The sequence below is a fragment of the Caballeronia sp. SL1002 genome (assembly GCF_057814995.1).
The window spans coordinates 1-15,282 of record NZ_JBYMUW010000006.1 but is presented as its reverse complement, the minus strand read 5'-3'; the positions used below and the strand labels follow the sequence as shown (position 1 = coordinate 15,282).

15 protein-coding genes are annotated in these 15,282 nt (G+C 54.1%); 9 read left to right on the top strand and 6 right to left on the bottom strand.

Annotated elements, in window-relative coordinates; translation table 11 throughout:
* Nucleotides 1–132 precede the first annotated feature (132 nt).
* Nucleotides 133–1,092 carry a LysR family transcriptional regulator gene (locus AC3D25_RS30255; RefSeq protein ID WP_488892209.1) on the top strand — a complete coding sequence of 320 codons (960 nt, stop codon included), beginning with the start codon at nt 133–135 and terminating at the stop codon, nt 1,090–1,092.
* 91 nt (nt 1,093–1,183) lie between these two features.
* On the opposite strand, the gene AC3D25_RS30250 is transcribed toward AC3D25_RS30255, so the two are convergent.
* Nucleotides 1,184–2,161 (bottom strand): isopenicillin N synthase family dioxygenase, encoded by a 978-nt coding sequence (locus AC3D25_RS30250; protein ID WP_488892208.1) that lies wholly within the window; start codon nt 2,159–2,161, stop codon nt 1,184–1,186.
* 531 nt (nt 2,162–2,692) lie between these two features.
* Here AC3D25_RS30250 and AC3D25_RS30245 point away from each other — a divergent pair.
* From AC3D25_RS30245 to AC3D25_RS30225, 5 genes are all read left to right on the top strand, one after another.
* Nucleotides 2,693–3,547: a hypothetical protein gene (locus tag AC3D25_RS30245; protein WP_488892207.1), complete on the top strand. Its 855-nt coding sequence runs from the start codon at nt 2,693–2,695 to the stop codon at nt 3,545–3,547.
* Between the two features lie 61 nt (nt 3,548–3,608).
* On the top strand, nt 3,609–4,706 hold the full coding sequence (locus AC3D25_RS30240; protein WP_488892308.1) for a BMP family ABC transporter substrate-binding protein: 1,098 nt from the start codon (nt 3,609–3,611) through the stop codon (nt 4,704–4,706).
* Between the two features lie 175 nt (nt 4,707–4,881).
* The gene (locus tag AC3D25_RS30235) at nt 4,882–5,241 is read left to right on the top strand and encodes a BON domain-containing protein (RefSeq protein WP_488892206.1); all 360 of its coding nucleotides are present in this window, start codon (nt 4,882–4,884) and stop codon (nt 5,239–5,241) included.
* A gap of 126 nt (nt 5,242–5,367) precedes the next feature.
* Nucleotides 5,368–6,333: a LysR family transcriptional regulator gene (locus AC3D25_RS30230; RefSeq protein WP_488892205.1), complete on the top strand. Its 966-nt coding sequence runs from the start codon at nt 5,368–5,370 to the stop codon at nt 6,331–6,333.
* Between the two features lie 77 nt (nt 6,334–6,410).
* Nucleotides 6,411–6,830 (top strand): VOC family protein, encoded by a 420-nt coding sequence (locus AC3D25_RS30225; protein WP_488892204.1) that lies wholly within the window; start codon nt 6,411–6,413, stop codon nt 6,828–6,830.
* Nucleotides 6,831–6,918: 88 nt separating this feature from the next.
* Here the strand turns inward: AC3D25_RS30225 and AC3D25_RS30220 are convergent, their stop codons facing one another.
* Nucleotides 6,919–7,608 carry a ferredoxin reductase domain-containing protein gene (locus AC3D25_RS30220; protein ID WP_488892203.1) on the bottom strand — a complete coding sequence of 230 codons (690 nt, stop codon included), beginning with the start codon at nt 7,606–7,608 and terminating at the stop codon, nt 6,919–6,921.
* Between the two features lie 396 nt (nt 7,609–8,004).
* On the opposite strand from AC3D25_RS30220, the gene AC3D25_RS30215 reads away from it, so the two are divergent.
* Nucleotides 8,005–8,949, top strand: a complete 945-nt coding sequence (locus AC3D25_RS30215) for a LysR family transcriptional regulator (protein WP_488892202.1) — start codon at nt 8,005–8,007, stop codon at nt 8,947–8,949.
* 114 nt (nt 8,950–9,063) lie between these two features.
* Here the strand turns inward: AC3D25_RS30215 and AC3D25_RS30210 are convergent, their stop codons facing one another.
* Genes AC3D25_RS30210 through AC3D25_RS30200 form a run of 3 tightly spaced genes read right to left on the bottom strand, consistent with a single transcriptional unit; the run spans nt 9,064 to nt 11,464 of the window.
* On the bottom strand, nt 9,064–10,227 hold the full coding sequence (locus AC3D25_RS30210) for an NAD(P)/FAD-dependent oxidoreductase (protein WP_488892201.1): 1,164 nt from the start codon (nt 10,225–10,227) through the stop codon (nt 9,064–9,066).
* Nucleotides 10,224–10,394, bottom strand: a complete 171-nt coding sequence (locus tag AC3D25_RS30205) for a rubredoxin (RefSeq protein ID WP_488892200.1) — start codon at nt 10,392–10,394, stop codon at nt 10,224–10,226. The genes AC3D25_RS30210 and AC3D25_RS30205 overlap by 4 nt, the downstream gene beginning before the upstream one ends.
* 17 nt (nt 10,395–10,411) lie before the next feature.
* Complete coding sequence (locus AC3D25_RS30200; protein WP_488892199.1) at nt 10,412–11,464, bottom strand: Rieske 2Fe-2S domain-containing protein; 1,053 nt, start codon at nt 11,462–11,464, stop codon at nt 10,412–10,414.
* 833 nt (nt 11,465–12,297) lie between these two features.
* On the opposite strand from AC3D25_RS30200, the gene AC3D25_RS30195 reads away from it, so the two are divergent.
* Both AC3D25_RS30195 and AC3D25_RS30190 read left to right on the top strand, forming a co-directional pair.
* The gene (locus tag AC3D25_RS30195; protein WP_488892198.1) at nt 12,298–12,879 is read left to right on the top strand and encodes a TetR/AcrR family transcriptional regulator; all 582 of its coding nucleotides are present in this window, start codon (nt 12,298–12,300) and stop codon (nt 12,877–12,879) included.
* Nucleotides 12,880–12,995: 116 nt separating this feature from the next.
* On the top strand, nt 12,996–13,421 hold the full coding sequence (locus tag AC3D25_RS30190) for a DUF3331 domain-containing protein (RefSeq protein WP_488892197.1): 426 nt from the start codon (nt 12,996–12,998) through the stop codon (nt 13,419–13,421).
* 421 nt (nt 13,422–13,842) lie between these two features.
* Here the strand turns inward: AC3D25_RS30190 and AC3D25_RS30185 are convergent.
* Nucleotides 13,843–15,282 (bottom strand): amidase (locus AC3D25_RS30185; protein WP_488892196.1); only part of this gene is annotated, 1,440 nt, incomplete at its 5' end.

Sequence of the window (15,282 nt, the reverse complement as noted above, 5' to 3'; positions counted from 1 at the left end):
GGCCACGGAAGGGTTCTGGTACCCTGATTAATGTTTGCGACGGACAGAAAAAAGATGCGCCTAGTTCCTAAGTCGCAAGTACCCACAGTGCGGACGCGGGTCCGCGGTTCTTTTTGGTTGGTGTAACGGTAGATGGCACTCGATATCAAGCTTATTGAAGCGTTTGCCGTGATCGTGAGAACCGGCAGTCTCACAAAGGCGGAGACGCTAACGGGTACGTCAAAATCTACCCTCAGCCGGCACTTGCAACGGCTGGAGGAGGATTTGGGCGTCGAACTTATCGAGCGTTCTTCAAGACGGGTCGTACCCACCGAGGCGGGCAAGGCATTCTACATTCGCTGCGAGTCTCTGCTGATTGAAATGGGAGGCCGTCTTGAACTCGCTCGTGCAGAGGTGCAGGAGCTCAGCAGCGGCGTAAAGGGCAGGCTCTGCATTCTGGCGGAAAACCACTTCACGACGACTTTCGTCTGCCACGTCACTCGCCAGTTTTTGACCAGGTACAGCAACGTCGTCTGTGAGCTATATGCTGCGGGCCTCCCGGGGTCACCGCGCGTGGAGGACGCAGACTGCTATATATGCTCTGAGGCTCCCGACCTACCGAACGTCATTGCTAAACCGGTGGGCCGCTTGAGCTATGGACTGTACGCCAGCCCTATCTACGCTCGCCGTCAGGGCCTGCCCGCAGAGCCGAAGGAGCTGGTGCGTCATGAGCGAATCGCCTTGCGCGAGCCTGACCACGCCGGACAAATTACCTTGCATTCCCAACAGACCTCTCACGCGTACATCAGCCGGTCGATCATTGAAACCAATGACTATTGGGTCATGAAGACGTTTTGCGTTGACGGGTTGGGCATTGCACTGCTGCCCGATTACTTCGTCCAGCCTGAAATAAGGCATGGAAGCCTGATACCTGTTCTGCCGAATTGGAAGCCGGAGACGCGGCGAATATTTTGTGCCTACCATCGACAGCGATTCGGCAGTCAGAAACTTAAAAGCTTCATTGAGCTGGTGGCGCAGAGCATTGGGGACATACAGACCTTCAACAACTACGTCGCCTCGTCGGCGACCATCTTTCCCAAGGCTCCTGTGTAGTGACCGTGGAGGCGGCTAGCAGACGTGCTGTCCGCTCCCACTAGGCGCCCCCGGTAGGTGAGCAGCAAAACCGGCTATTACGGGAGCCGCCTTAGGTAGTCGCAACCCCGCCATAGGTCTTTGCGTACATCTCTGCGATGTGTTCGCCAACCGTATATTCCCGGCCTGAGCCGTCCTGAACTTCGCCACAAGACGTAAGCGGTTTGATGCGGTAAAAATAGTTCGGGTCGAAGAACGTCGGAACCGAGTAACGGTGCCTATCAGGCGCCGTGTTTAGCACACGGTGCATGTTTGAGTGATATAGGCCGCGCGTGAGAATCGGAACCATATCGCCGAGGTTTACGACAAACGTACCCGGAATGTGCGGCGCGCGGACCCATTCGCCATCGGCGTTGCGGACCTCGAGTCCACCGACATCATCCTGAAGAAGCATGGTCAGCATGCCCCAGTCGGTGTGTGCTCCAGCACCAAGTTGGTTTCCTTTCCCCACCTTGTCTTGCGGAGGATAGTGAAGCAGACGAGTGGTAATCATCGGCATGTCCAATCCTTCCGAGAAGTAATCTTCAGGCAAGTCAAGTGACAGTGCGAGCACTCCCAACAGGTGACGGCCGAGGGCGAGCATGCTGTGAATGTAGGCGTCAGTGGTCGGTCCCATCTTAGGAAGGCACTCCGGCCATTGATTGTGGCTGTTGTACTCACCTTTTGTCACGTAAGCCTGGAGGCCGTCAATTCCAGCCATAAAGCCCTCCTTCAAATCCGGCATCGAGCCATCATCCAGGGCTTGGCTTGACATGGGCTCGTAGCCACGCATCGACGGGTTGTCGTTGAAATTGATTTTGAGCTTCTCGTCTCGGGGGAGCGAGAAAAACTCGCGAGCAAGGGCCAGTTGCCCTTCCGTAACAGACTCCGACACGCGATGATTCGAAATGTAAAAGAAGCCGGTGTCACGGCAAGCCTTGTGGACTTCCCAAGCCACTTTCTTTCGCGCCTCGATGTCTTCAGAGAAGCTGCCCTCGAGGTCAATGACAGGGATGAACTTGGCGGCTGAGGGTGGCGTGTACGTGAGCATGATTCTTCTTCCAAAGATGCAGGGCCCAATGTGGGCGGGCATGTCCCGAACGCTTTCGCGACGTGGCACCCAAAACTTACCGCTCCAGATTTCTGCGCGGAAGCCCACCCATGAAACGCAACGTTTCAGTTTTGGGACGTCGACATCGCATTATGGTCGATCGCAGCAAGACGCCCGCCAATAGGACGTCTCCGGGCGACGGTCACCGCTCGACAGGCATGGCTTCACCATCTTCAGGCCTCTAGGGAGACACCTAGGGACTTTCACTAATTTTGAAACGCTTGGTCCTTTGGCTTTTTTAGAATACCTTTTGGTGTACCAGTTTTGCGCACTAGAAGGCCAATGTGTCAAGCGGTTTTCGAGAACTGTCGCGTCAAGTCCGTTTCTTGGCACACGACGAGCGTACGCCGCACAGAGGCCGGGGTCGCTAGCTAATCGAATTTCTGTCTTTGAAGTGAAGTTTGAAGGAACGGCACGCGAAGAGCCACCAAGTAAATCGCGTCAACCGATACTAGACATTAGGAGAACTATATGAATAAACGGATGATGGTTGTAGCGGCGGGGCTTATGTTTGCATCACAAGCACATGCCTTTGAGTGGGCGGATGACTCCATATCTTACTGGTACGGACCGTATTTCAGAATGCCGGGGTCGACTAGCCCTTCGCATCCGAACGGCAATAACGTGGGCATGAACAACATCGAATTCACTCACACCGACGGATTCAAGTACGGTACGAACTTCTTCGATGCTCTCCTGCTGATGTCAAACCGGCAGGATCCGGCAAATGCCACCGGCCACCAGCCCCAGGGCGCCTATGAAGGCTGGTTTGTCTATCGCAACGATTTGAGCTTTAACAAGATATTCAACACAGACAAGTTCACGTTTGGCCCGTTCTCCGACATCGGTTTCAATTCCGGCTTCAACTGGGACGCCAAGAACAACTACTATGCGTCCGGCGAGTTTGCGTTTCGGTTTGGACCGAGTTTCCACATCAAAGTCCCCGTAGGTTATTGGCAGATCTCCGCCGGCGCCTACAAAGAGATGAACAACGACGGCTACTACGGTCCGACCAACTTTCACTGGACGTACAACGTCGAGAGCTCGTGGAATATCCCGTTCACGATCGGACCTGTTCCATTGAGCCTGCAGGGCTATTTGAACGTGATTGGCCCCAAAGGGAACGACTACACGCAGCCAACGAAGACCGAAGTTTTGCTCCATCCGAAAATCATGGTCGATGTAGGTCAACTCGCGTTCGGCAAGAAGAACTGGATCGAGGCGGGCGTTGGTTGGGAATATTGGTATCACAAATTCGGCGCGAACAACTCGCTCGGTGGTGCGATTCAAAGCACACCATTCGTTGAAGCCAAGCTTCATTTCTAAGAAAAAGTCTGAACTGATCAGCCTTGACATCCACAATGCAGTAAGACTTCTGGACATCACCATGTTGAAGACACGCCGAGGTGCGCTTGGGCGCGCCGCTCTAGCGCTGCTCGTTCTGCCTCTTGCGCTTCTCGCGACTGCTCAGGCAGCGACCACACCGCTGAATATCTCCGTTGTTTATTTTGGTAACCCGGGCGACGGTGGTTGGACCCATTCCCATGAAATCGGCATCCAAGCAGCAGAGAAAAAATATGGTAACCAGATTAAGGTAACCAGAGTCGAAAATGTGCCGGAGAGCGCTGACGCCGCGCGAGTATTCAGGAACAGAGCTTCTCAAGGCGACAAACTCATATTTGGAACCGCTTTCGGATATATGAATCCGATGCTACAAGTAGCCAAAGATTATCCAGATGCGGTATTTCTCAACAGCTCCGGATACAAGAGCGCACCAAATCTCGGGACCTACAATGGGCGCGTTTTTGAGGCGGAGTATCTAGCGGGGGTGTTAGCTGGTCAAATGTCGAAATCTCACGTGCTGGGTTTCATCGGCTCGATGCCAATCCCCGAGGTTGTACGCAACATCAATGCATTTGCACTTGGCGCGCGCTCGGTCGCGCCAAACACGGTAGTCAAGGTTGTCTGGATTAGCAGTTGGTGGGATCCAGGCAAAGAGAAGCAAGCCGCCGAAACGTTGATCGGGCTCGGCGCAGACGTGCTCACGCAGAACACAGATTCCACGGCAATGATGTCGGTCGCAGAGGCGCACAACGTCTACGCGTTTGGTTTCGACGCTGACATGAGCAATTGGGGACCGAAGTCCCAATTGGGTGCCATCGAATACAACTGGGGTCTGTACTACGTCAAAGTAATCGACGAAATTCAACACGGTTCGTGGACGAACAAGCCCGTGTATTGGGGAGTGAAGGAAGGCATGGTCGACCTCACACATGTCAATAAATCCATTGTTCCTGAGAAAGTGCAGAAAGCAACGAATGAGGCAAGGGACGCCCTCAAAGGCGGAAAACTCGACCCATTCGCCGGCCCCATTAAAGACGACTCAGGAAAAGTTCGTGTGGAGACGGGGAAAACTCTTCCGGCTGACCAGATTGGCAGCATGAACTGGTTTGTTGATGGGGTGCAGGGAAAGTTGGCGCCGTAATCAGCTCCATGCGCGCTCTACTGATATAAAGCACTCGCGCCGCGAAGCGGTTACTGTTAGTGAGTCACGTTAAAAAACCGCCTCGGTGCATGCGATGCAGCGTGCTGCAATGAGGGTAGCGGTGCACGCGAGGCGTTTCCAATACTAGGTTATGAGACTCAACAGAGGAAAGAAGATGAAACTGAACACCATCGTCCTTGTCGCGTTAAGCGCTGTATCGCTCGCTGGGTCTCTCAGCGCCCTTGCGCAACCGACGGAACCAGGAAATACGACTCAAGCAGCGAGTATCGCATCGTCGGCCCATGTTAGCGATGGCACGCTTCGGCGACGGGTTAAAGCCGCATTGAAGAAAACGCCGGGTTTAACTGCCTACGACATCGCAGTGCGAGCAAAGGCCGGTCAAGTGACGCTGCAGGGCACCGTCAAAAATCAAGGGCAAATTGATCTGGCTGAAAGCGTTGCGAGCGGAGTGCCGGGCGTTACATCGGTTAAAAACACGCTTACAGTGAATCGACCGAACAATTCTTGGCGTTGATGCCTCAAGCAGCGCGGAGAGACCACCGATTCGACGTTAAGAATCGCGCGAGAACGAATTAGACGTCGAACATGGTCTCCGCCCAATGACTTTATAAAGCAAATGCTGTATCTGGAGGGGAGACACATGTCCGAAATCAGTCGATTCGAGGATCCGGCACGCCAGGCACGAATCAACCTCAGTTTATTCGCGATCCTCAACGCGATATTGAGAGAGCAGAGCGTGTCGCGGGCGGCGGTCAAACTCAACATGTCGCAATCTAGCGTTAGCCTAGCGCTGTCTCGACTGAGAGAGCTATTTGGCGATCCCCTTCTCGTCCGTGGAAAGTCCCGCTTGGTGCCGACCGAGCGCGCTTTAGAAATGACTTATTCCCTCTCGGTAATTGCCGAGTGTGTCGACCTCATGACCGGCCGCACCCAGGGGAAGTCGGATGCCGTTGTGCCGCGCAAATGCGTTATTTCGTGTGTGGACGAAATTTCAGCGTTTTTGGTTCCCGTTATCACTTCACAAATCCTCGCCAGTTCCGACCACACGATGGTGGAATTCCGGTCGATGGATAGACTTGACGTGATGGAAGAACTCCAAGCCGGACGGCTCGACACAGCAGTCATCAGTGGCTTTGATGCCGCGCCGTTCGGGCATGAAATGGTTGGGTCTGACCAAATCGTCTGTCTGATGAACGCGAAGCACCCTCTCGCACGATATCCTCATTTGAAGCGTAGAGATTACGAGAAGGCGGAACACGTCGTCCTGAGCTCGAACTTGCGAAGGCCTCAACCGGCGTTGGACCGTGTTCTGCGAGATTGTGGAATCAAGCGTCGCGGTGCTGTTGCACTACCGTACGCAGACGTCATTCCACATTTGCTGGAACGTAGCGACTTGCTATTTACCACATCTCGAAAATTCGCCTCCTACTATGCATCCATATTACCGCTACGCAGCGTTGCGCTCGAAGGTGACTTGCCTCCGATCAAATACTTCCTGGCGACAACGTCAGCATCCAAAGACCCGATTCGAGTTGCATGGGTAGCATCGAAGGTGCGGGAAGCGTGTGGAGATGGCCTGCGTCGATCCGACGCGATCGCACACTAGAAGCAAAGCGGTCTTGGCATTGGCCTACCAACATCTTTTCTACTTTTCAGTGGAGAACGGAAATGAATTGTCAGCCAATGTTCAACATCTTCTGCTCAGATGTGAACAAGCAATTCGACTTTTATGCGACTATCACGGGATGGCGGGAAATCAAGGAGGCGTCGTCGAAAATATACCGAGTGCTTGTTCACGATCATACTCAGCTTGGTTTCAACGGTCTCCCAGCCTACGACTTGCTAGGGCTAGCAGAACGCATGCGCACGCGGGAGACGGACAAGGTCACCAGCATGGTCACGTTTGTAGTCGAGAGCCCGCAGTTAGTCGACGAAGCTGCAGAACTTGTTCCGCAAATTGGAGGCAAGATCGTGAAGGCGCCCTTTGCGACGTATTATGCGCACTGGCAATTCGTGTTCGAGGATCCGGAAGGCAACATCGCCCGAGTAACTTCTACGAGGTTACCCACTGGAACGGTGCCACCCTCATCGCGCTTTCTTTGAATTCATCCTGACCGCCCTGCTGCTTGCGGATCTTGGCCCACGCAGTACGTGCCGTTCTTCCAGTGACACTAGCCGACCGTAACAGGCTTCAAACCTGTCTTTCCCCCAGTACAATTTTGTTGATATTTGCTGGATAAACCCACTGGCGAGCCTCCTGGTCGATCAGCGTCATGAACGCCGGTGGCCCGCTGAAGATAATCTGTGAGTTCGCGTGAGTCGGACTTATCGCGTGCGTTGCTTTCTGAATGATTGCGTCTTCGGTGAGGCCGAAGTGGTGCCTGACTCGCCCAAAGGGACTAAGCGCATCAAGCTCCTCTGTGAACAGCGCCCGTTCGCGTGTGCGGGCAAAGTTGTGAACTTCGAAGCGCTTGCCAGCAGCGGACAGACTCTTGGCGATTCCTGCAATCGCCGTCACACCGAGACCCGCCGAGAACAGAATGTAACGTGCTCTACAATCCATCGTCACCTTCGTGCCACGGGGTGGACCAATATAGAGCTCTTCACCTTGATTCCACGAAAACTGATTCGTCGGTTGCTCGCTGAGGGCATCATCTTCCTGTCGAAAGCCCACCACGAAGCCATCGCTACGACATGACGAGCGCCAAAGCGGGTGCGAACGCACCGCGCGGCTGTCGTTCGTGAACGCAACGTCGATCACTCCTCCATCATCAAATACTGGTAGCGCAACTGGACTCTTGGGCTTGATCTCAACTGCGTGATGCCCCTGCGCAAGTGCCCATCTACGCGTGACAATCGCGGCAATCATATTTTCGAGCATGATATCTCCGGTTCAACCTGTAAGGGCTATAGATTGCTCGGTTGAGTGCGCAGATGTCGGCTGACCCGAGCGTCAGATATTCTAAAATCGACTTCAGAGTAGGATGCAAAGTCACAGCCTGCAAGATGCAGAACGCGCATGCGCTGTATATGTCCGGCCCGATAGTGAGTGTCGCTTGGACTTTCAGGCTCCAAGAATGCAACCGGTCGTCCCTCAAATGAAACGATGCCATTCGAAGAGTTTTTTAAACCGGCGGGCTGGCTTTGATGGACTTGTTTTCCGTTGACCCCCGCTATATCCGCCCGTATATTTTGATAGTGCTCCGACGTTGACGAATCTAGATAACGATGAGCAAGCATGCGAAGGCCCAACCGCTCTCAGGTGACATGACCGAAGATGTCCAAAAACACCATCGACTCTCATATGATTTTCGTGCTTCACACGCTTCTCACAGAGTCGAGTGTTTCCCGAGCCGCCAAAGTTCTCGGTCAGTCCCAGCCCGCAGTGAGCGCAGCACTTCGGAGGTTACGCGAGATAACAGGTGACCCGTTGCTAGTACGCAGCGGAAGTCGTATGGTTTTAACAAGCCATGCTTTGTCTTTGATTGAAACGACAGCACAAGCGCTCCGTAGTATCGATGGTATTTTGAATCCTCGTGACACCTTCGACCCTGCTTCGAGCACGCGTACGTTCAGAATCGCGTCTCCGGACTATCTCGACGTCTTCTTCGTGCCGGAGATTGTTGATGCTTTCCGCCGTGCGGCCCCCCTTGCGAAACTTGAAGTAAAGCATTTATTAATGATTGAAGGCGGATACGAGAGCGGCCTTGAGAACGGCTTGCTTGACTTGGTAATTGGCAACTGGAGGATGCCGCCCGAACATCTTCATCTACAACCCCTATGTGAAGACGAACTGGTGTGCCTTCTTAACGCCCGTCATCCTATCCCACAGGGGCACCTTACTCACGATGCATACGAAAATGCAGAACATCTTTCGGTGACAACGTACAACGCTGGTCCTTGGGGCACAATCGATACAGAACTGGCGAGAAACGGTCTAAGACGTACCGTTACAACAACTCTTCCATACTTCGGCATGGCCCCATACGTCGTCGCCCGTTCAGAGTTGCTCTTCACTACGACGCGGGCGCTCGCCTCCCACTACGCTCAGGTTCTTCCTCTACGTATTGAGCGACTGCCGTGTCCTTCTGCCGCGCTGACGTACTATCAATTGTGGCACGAGCGAAGCCATCGCAGCGCGGCACTGAGATGGCTCCAACGACTGGTGAAGCAAGTAGCAGAATCAACACTGAAAAAGTCGGTGTTTAAAAAACTAGTCTGAGTTTGAGACCGATAACGGCTTTGAGTTTGAGACCGTTATTACCTCAATGATGGTAGTCCGAGAATATGAGCACTCGACTGCATGAAGCCCGGATAGACTACCCTCTCGGGAATATCAGAATTTGCCTTCCGCCATAGCTTCGATGAGCTGTGCCTTGCCTTGTATCTCGCCACCAAGTAGAACAAAACCCAACGGCCTGCCGTCGTCCGCATGTTCGCATAATGCCCTCAATCCTCCCGGTGCCGTCGTCGCGGGATATCGCCAAGTTCCTAGCAGCTCGGGAGCCACAACGACCGTTGGCATCGCTGGCACTTTGACGGTAACGGGCATCACCGGGAAGCTGACGCTAGTCGCCTCTCCATTCAAGGTTCGAGCCAACGCGCGAGCGGCGTACATAATAGGAAGCACGTAGGGTTGTACCTTTCCCTCGATTGCCGCGCAATCACCAATCGCGAATATGTCCATTGCGCTAGTCCGGCACCAGCGGTCGGTCAAAATACCACGATCAGTCTTGAGACCCGCAGCCGATGCCAGCGCAGTCCTTGGGGCCAAGCCTATTGCGGATAAGACGACGTCGGCCTCTAAGGTATCCCCGTCGTGAAAGCTGACTTTCAATCCGGTATCGGATTTGTTGATTGAAACCACTGACTGTCCGAGTCTCAGATCGATGCCGTGGTTTGACAAGGCCAACGCGAGGGCTTCACCAGCAGCGTCTGGAAGTAATCGGCAAAGCGGTGTCGGCGCAGGATCAACAAGCGTCACCTTATAGCCGGCAATAGCGAGGTCGTTGGCGAATTCACAACCTATTAATCCAGCTCCGAGCACCACTAATGACTTTGCCCCTTCAAGTTTATTTCTAAATTTTGCGTAGTCACGTAGATCATTCACCGACAGCACGGCTTCCGCAGCGTCGCCAGCAAGGGTTAAACGCTTCGCGTCTGCGCCCAAGGCGAGAATGAGGCTTGAATATCGAAGTGGTGCACCGTCAACAAGAATTTCGCGCCTGTCAGGATCAATACGTTCGACCGTCCGACGGGAAATTACCGTCGCATCGAGTTGGCCACTCATCGCAGCAGCATCGTACGCCACGAGATCTTTAGCCGCTTTCTTCGCGGCAAGCGCATTCGACAGCGCTGGCTTGGAATAGAAACAGGCGTCGTCGGCGCTGACCATCACGATAGGTACCGATGCGTTGAGCTTGCGCAGCTCGCGCGCGACGGTGTATCCAGCGATGCCTGTACCCGCGATGATGACGGGAAGTTTTGTAGAGTCGCTCACGAGACTACCACCTGCATGTCGAAATCTTGCTTGCCAGTGCCGCAATCGGGGCACAACCAATCTTCTGGAACATCCTCCCACGTCGTACCGGGGGCAATATTCGCGTCCGGAAGCCCTTGTGCCTCATCGTAGCGAAAGCCACAAATCACGCATTCCCACACCTTCATAAAGCCCCCCTCGAGCGTTAGCTTGTGTACGACTGGCCAAGTCCAATTTCGGCAAGAGCCCGGCGATAGGCGCCCGATGATCGGTCGGCCAAAATGGGAACTTCGGCGGTCCGGTCAATTGGCAAGTCCTCGGGGCACTGCCGTTCAACAATGGCGCGGTCCTCTTCAAACACCTGCTTGTTGAACGCGTAAACGTCTTCTACCGGCAGATGCGTGTCGAAGTTGCGCGCGATCGGACAGAAGAGGCGGGTGCGCCGCGCCGAAACCGGGCTCGCTGCGTTCAGGATTTGAATGCGTCCGCCTTCGGGGAAATGAACGGTTAATCGAGCGAAAAACGGAACGTCCACCTCGAACACGCGGCGCCACATATAGCCCTCTGGGGCGCGGTGCTGCAACGCTTTCGGAAAATTGCTGACGGTGCTGATGTACTCAGCGCGCAGGCCGGTGCCTTGTCGGTCGACAGTGTATTTCGGCACGAATGCGTTGTCTCGGCTGCCGAAGGTTTCATGGTGAATCCAAGCAAAATGTGCGACATCTATGAAGCCTTCCGTTTGCCGTCCAGCCGATGCATTGATATCAATCGTCGGGCAAAGAATCTGCTGGAATCCCTCCGCGTTCCATGCTGGGTATTCAGGAAGCGGTTTATGACCGCCGCCCAAAGAAACCCAAACGAGGCCGTAATCCTCGCGGACAGCGTATGTAGTCAACTGGAGCCGCTCTGGAATCGGACCTTCCTGGGAAGGGATGCGCGTGCATCGACCGCTCGAGTTGTATGCGAGCCCGTGATACGGGCACACGAGCTGCCCGTTTTCGATCCATCCTTGACTTAGGGGAGCGCCTCGATGGGGGCAGACGTCGCGCGCAGCGACGAGTGATCCATTTGAACGATAAATAACCAGCGGCTCATCGAGGAGCGTTGCTTGCACCGGCTTATCGTTTACCTCAGCAGCGAACGCAACCGGATGCCAGTACTGGCTAAGAATCGTCCAGTCACGAGCGTCAAAGGTGCAATTTCGAGGTAGATTCGCCGTACGTTGGAACTGGAGCGGCGATGTGGTGGGGGTGGACATGAATATTCTCCGAAGTGTTTTTTTAGTTCGGTCGCGCTCGCGTGATCCGACCGTTCGGGACGAATATATCCAGATAAAACTAAGGGACCAATCCACCTCACGGCATTGAGTCCATGCCGTGAGAGTAATGTGCCACGATGGCTGCGAGCACAGCACTGACGGCCCAACAGCGCATTATCCGCGGATGGGAACGCGACTAACCGGACTGATCCCCTTTGAATACAGACCTCCAGCGAGCGTTCGGAGTCTGCAAAGCCGGACAACCTCTCGGGTCGGCCGTTAGATCCGGCACACGACCTGAGAGCTCTAGTACAAAACCGTTGCGATATATCAGTTGACACCCACGCCGTAGACTGTGGCTAGATTAAGGATCTAGACGCACAAGCCTCTCATTCCGAACGTTATACCGATACGGGAAGCTGGCTCAAACGTCGATACTCCGTGATCGAGTTCTTGTGCGGAAAACGACACCCCGAGGATACGTGTTACGCAGCCAGCGTGAACTTCGGGTCGGCGGCCGGGGCACCAGCGCCGTCGAGCGCGACCCGCGCATTTGCTCCGAGCGTGTCCGACCTCACTCGTTTCTTGCCAACGCGCAAGAAAAGCGAGCTGATCGGACATTGCGTCTCTCTTCTGACGCCGTGGAGTCTAGCTGTCCTTTTTCGGAGGCGTGCGTAGCATTGGCCGTCCATATCGAAACTGATAGTGGGGGTGAGCCTGCACTCGCGTCCGAAGACCGTGCATCCGACCCATCGGAAGCAGGTCCCCTCATTCCGGACCGATTGGACCAAAATGTTTTATAATGGGAGTTCAATTGGAATGAAGCGAGCGAAATGACCCGGCCCCGAGAGTTTGACCCACGTGAAGCTCTACGCAAAGCAATGCATGCGTTTTGGAGCAAAGGGTATGAGGCTACGTCGATGGTTGATCTGTTGAACGCTACGGGTCTAAGTAAAAGTAGCCTATATGACACGTTTGGTAATAAACGGGAACTTTTTTTATCGGCGTTCGAATTCTACCGACTTGAACAGACTCATTTGTTGGCGACTGCACTCGTCAGCGAGTCGAACGCATACATGTCGATAAGATTCTATTTTAAAGAATTACTGGAAAACGCTCGCTTACAGGGGCATGGTGAAGGCTGCATGGGCGGTAACGAAGCAATGTTATTTGGTCCTCGAGATGCGGAAGTGCAGCACCTGATCATTCGTTATTTCGATTCCATCGAAGATGCTCTCGCTGGCGCTATCGAGCGTGGAATCCGCGATGGTTCGATCCCTTCGCATAAAGACTCGCGTAAATTGGCGCGTGCACTGACCGTAACGCAGCAAGGTCTGCAGTTGATGGTGCGAGCACAGATGGCGACCGAGCAGTTGGACGATGCGCTTACTGTGATGTTAGAAGCCCTGCAATAGGAAAAAGGGCTTTCGCGAAGAGCGAACAAGCGCCTTTTTTGGACCGATCGGTCCTATAAAACTAAGCGCTTCGAGAGTGAGCTTTGACATGCAGTCAGGATTTGGGGAAAGGGAAAATGGCGGCCGCAGATGCAATCTGGCAACATGTTATTCATCAATTATGCGAAGGGCCAGTGTGGGTCGAGTCGATTCGGCGCGACATGGGAGCGATGTTCCAATGTTCGTGCAAACGAACGTCGTCGTTATCCAACTTCCGCGCAAGCGTTATGGTTATAGATGTGCCGTCTACCAAAACCGCTGTAGTGACCTGGAGCGACTCATGCACCGGTCATTACGAGCAACAGGTATGGCAGAGCCACAGGGCAAGGCATGAGGGCGTGTGTGCCATCAGCGGCAGAAACATCAAATGCGGCGAAAAAGTATATTCGCCTAGGCGTACGAAATCATTCCAACCATGCAATGTCAACGCCATGATTGCGGAGGCCGAAGTAGCTCGAGCATCCGCGCATTCGCAGTGTGAGGTATCTAATCAGTCGGCTTGAGGAGTCCACACGCAAATGGGCCGGAAGCTCCAATCTGCTGACTTCCTGACTCCTGAAACTGAAACCACGACACATCTGCGCAACCAATTCGCGTCACGACACTGAGCCTTTCCCTTCGAAGTAATGGGCGAAAATGAATGTCGTGGACTGGGGCTACGGCGACGCAATCCGGTCGTGAAGGCAAGTCCCGTCTCCAACAAAAAGCGTGTGTCGTCAGCGCGGTGTGATTTGATGGTCGACGGCCGCGCTGTCACGGCGGACTTCGCTGATGCAGTAGTCAATCACGCCCGCGGCGAGAATTCGACACCTCGTCTTTATCGCTCTGATTGGCCGAGTCGCTTCCTGGACGTGCCTTTGTCCGACCGGCTCGTTCGCTGCGTCGGCCTTGGCGACTAGCAAAAGGGTGAAACTGCTGGAGAATCTACAAACGAGCCAGTGTCGGCAATCGATCATGCCAGGCACGAGCAATCTCCAGTTCTGCAGCTAGTTGGAACAATATGTCCTCTCTGCCGAAATTGCCGACGAAGTGGACCCCGATCGGAAGATCCAACGAATTCCAGAACAACGGCACTGACATTGCCGGCTGCCCGCTTGCATTGAAGTACGGAAGAAACGCGGTGAATAGTAATGTGTCTGCTCGATGGACCGCATATTCGCGATTGGCAGCATAGCGTCCGATTTGCGCCGGCGGTGCCGTCAATGTTGGGGTAAGAATCACGTCAAAGGATTCCGAGAACAAACGCATCTCTTGACCAATTGCTTCAATAAACTCGTTTGCACGAGCAACCTCCTGATCCGTGGCTTTTTGCGCGAGATCATATGCTGTGTACATCGACTCCTCAAGATCATCTCGCGTAATTGCGTGGCCTCTTCGACAAGAAAACGAATCCATAGCGGCGGCGGAGCCCTTCGCCACTACCAAACGCATTGCTTCACCGAATCTCTCAAAATCAGTTCTCGGAAGTTCTGCCTCCTCCACGTAATGCCCCAAACTCTCGCAAAGCGAAGAAGCAACGTTGACGGCAGCGAGACAATCGGGATGGATCGGGATGCCCGAAGGTGGCATCGTTACGAGGCCTATACGAAGTTTCCTGGGCCGACTACTAAGCAATTCCAGATAGCTCCCCTGAAAAATCGGAGGTGCGTACCGAGACGAACTCTTAGTTTTTGTTGCATCCAGTACCGCCGCGCTGTCGCGTACTGTACGGCTAATAACATGTTCGACGGCCATGCCGCCCCACGCTTCTCCGCCGTCGTCGACCGGATTTCGCAGGCGCGACGGTTTAAGGCCGAAGAGGCCGCAGCAGGAGGCGGGGATTCTGATGGAGCCTCCTCCGTCAGAGGAATGTGCGAGAGGCGAAATTCCCGCTGCAATCGACGCGGCAGCGCCACCCGAGGATCCCCCGGTAATGCGATCTAGATTCCACGGATTTCTAGTAGGGCCACCGTACACGACAGCCTCTGTTGTACAGTTTGCTGCCATCTCGGGGCTCGTCGTACGCGCAAAAAAATTGAAGCCGGCGTGACGCAAGCGCTTCGTGAGTTCGCTATCGCGGGAGCTAACGTTATCTCGCATCAAGCGAGAGCCATTAGAAAGCGTGAAGCCATTTGCTTCGAGAAAAGCGTCCTTTAGCAAAAAAGGCACACCAAAAAAAGGTGCATTGCTTACGTCCTTTTCCATGTTTAATGCTTGTCGGCGCGCGTCCTCGTATTTCGGCCAACAAATGGCATTGATGAGGGTCTGCGTCCGCTCGATCTGAGCGATGGCGAGGTCCAACGCTTCGACAGGTCTTAATTCGCCCGTTCGGATAAGTGCCGCCAAGGCTAGGCCATCCAGTTTGACGTATTCTGCTTGATTCAA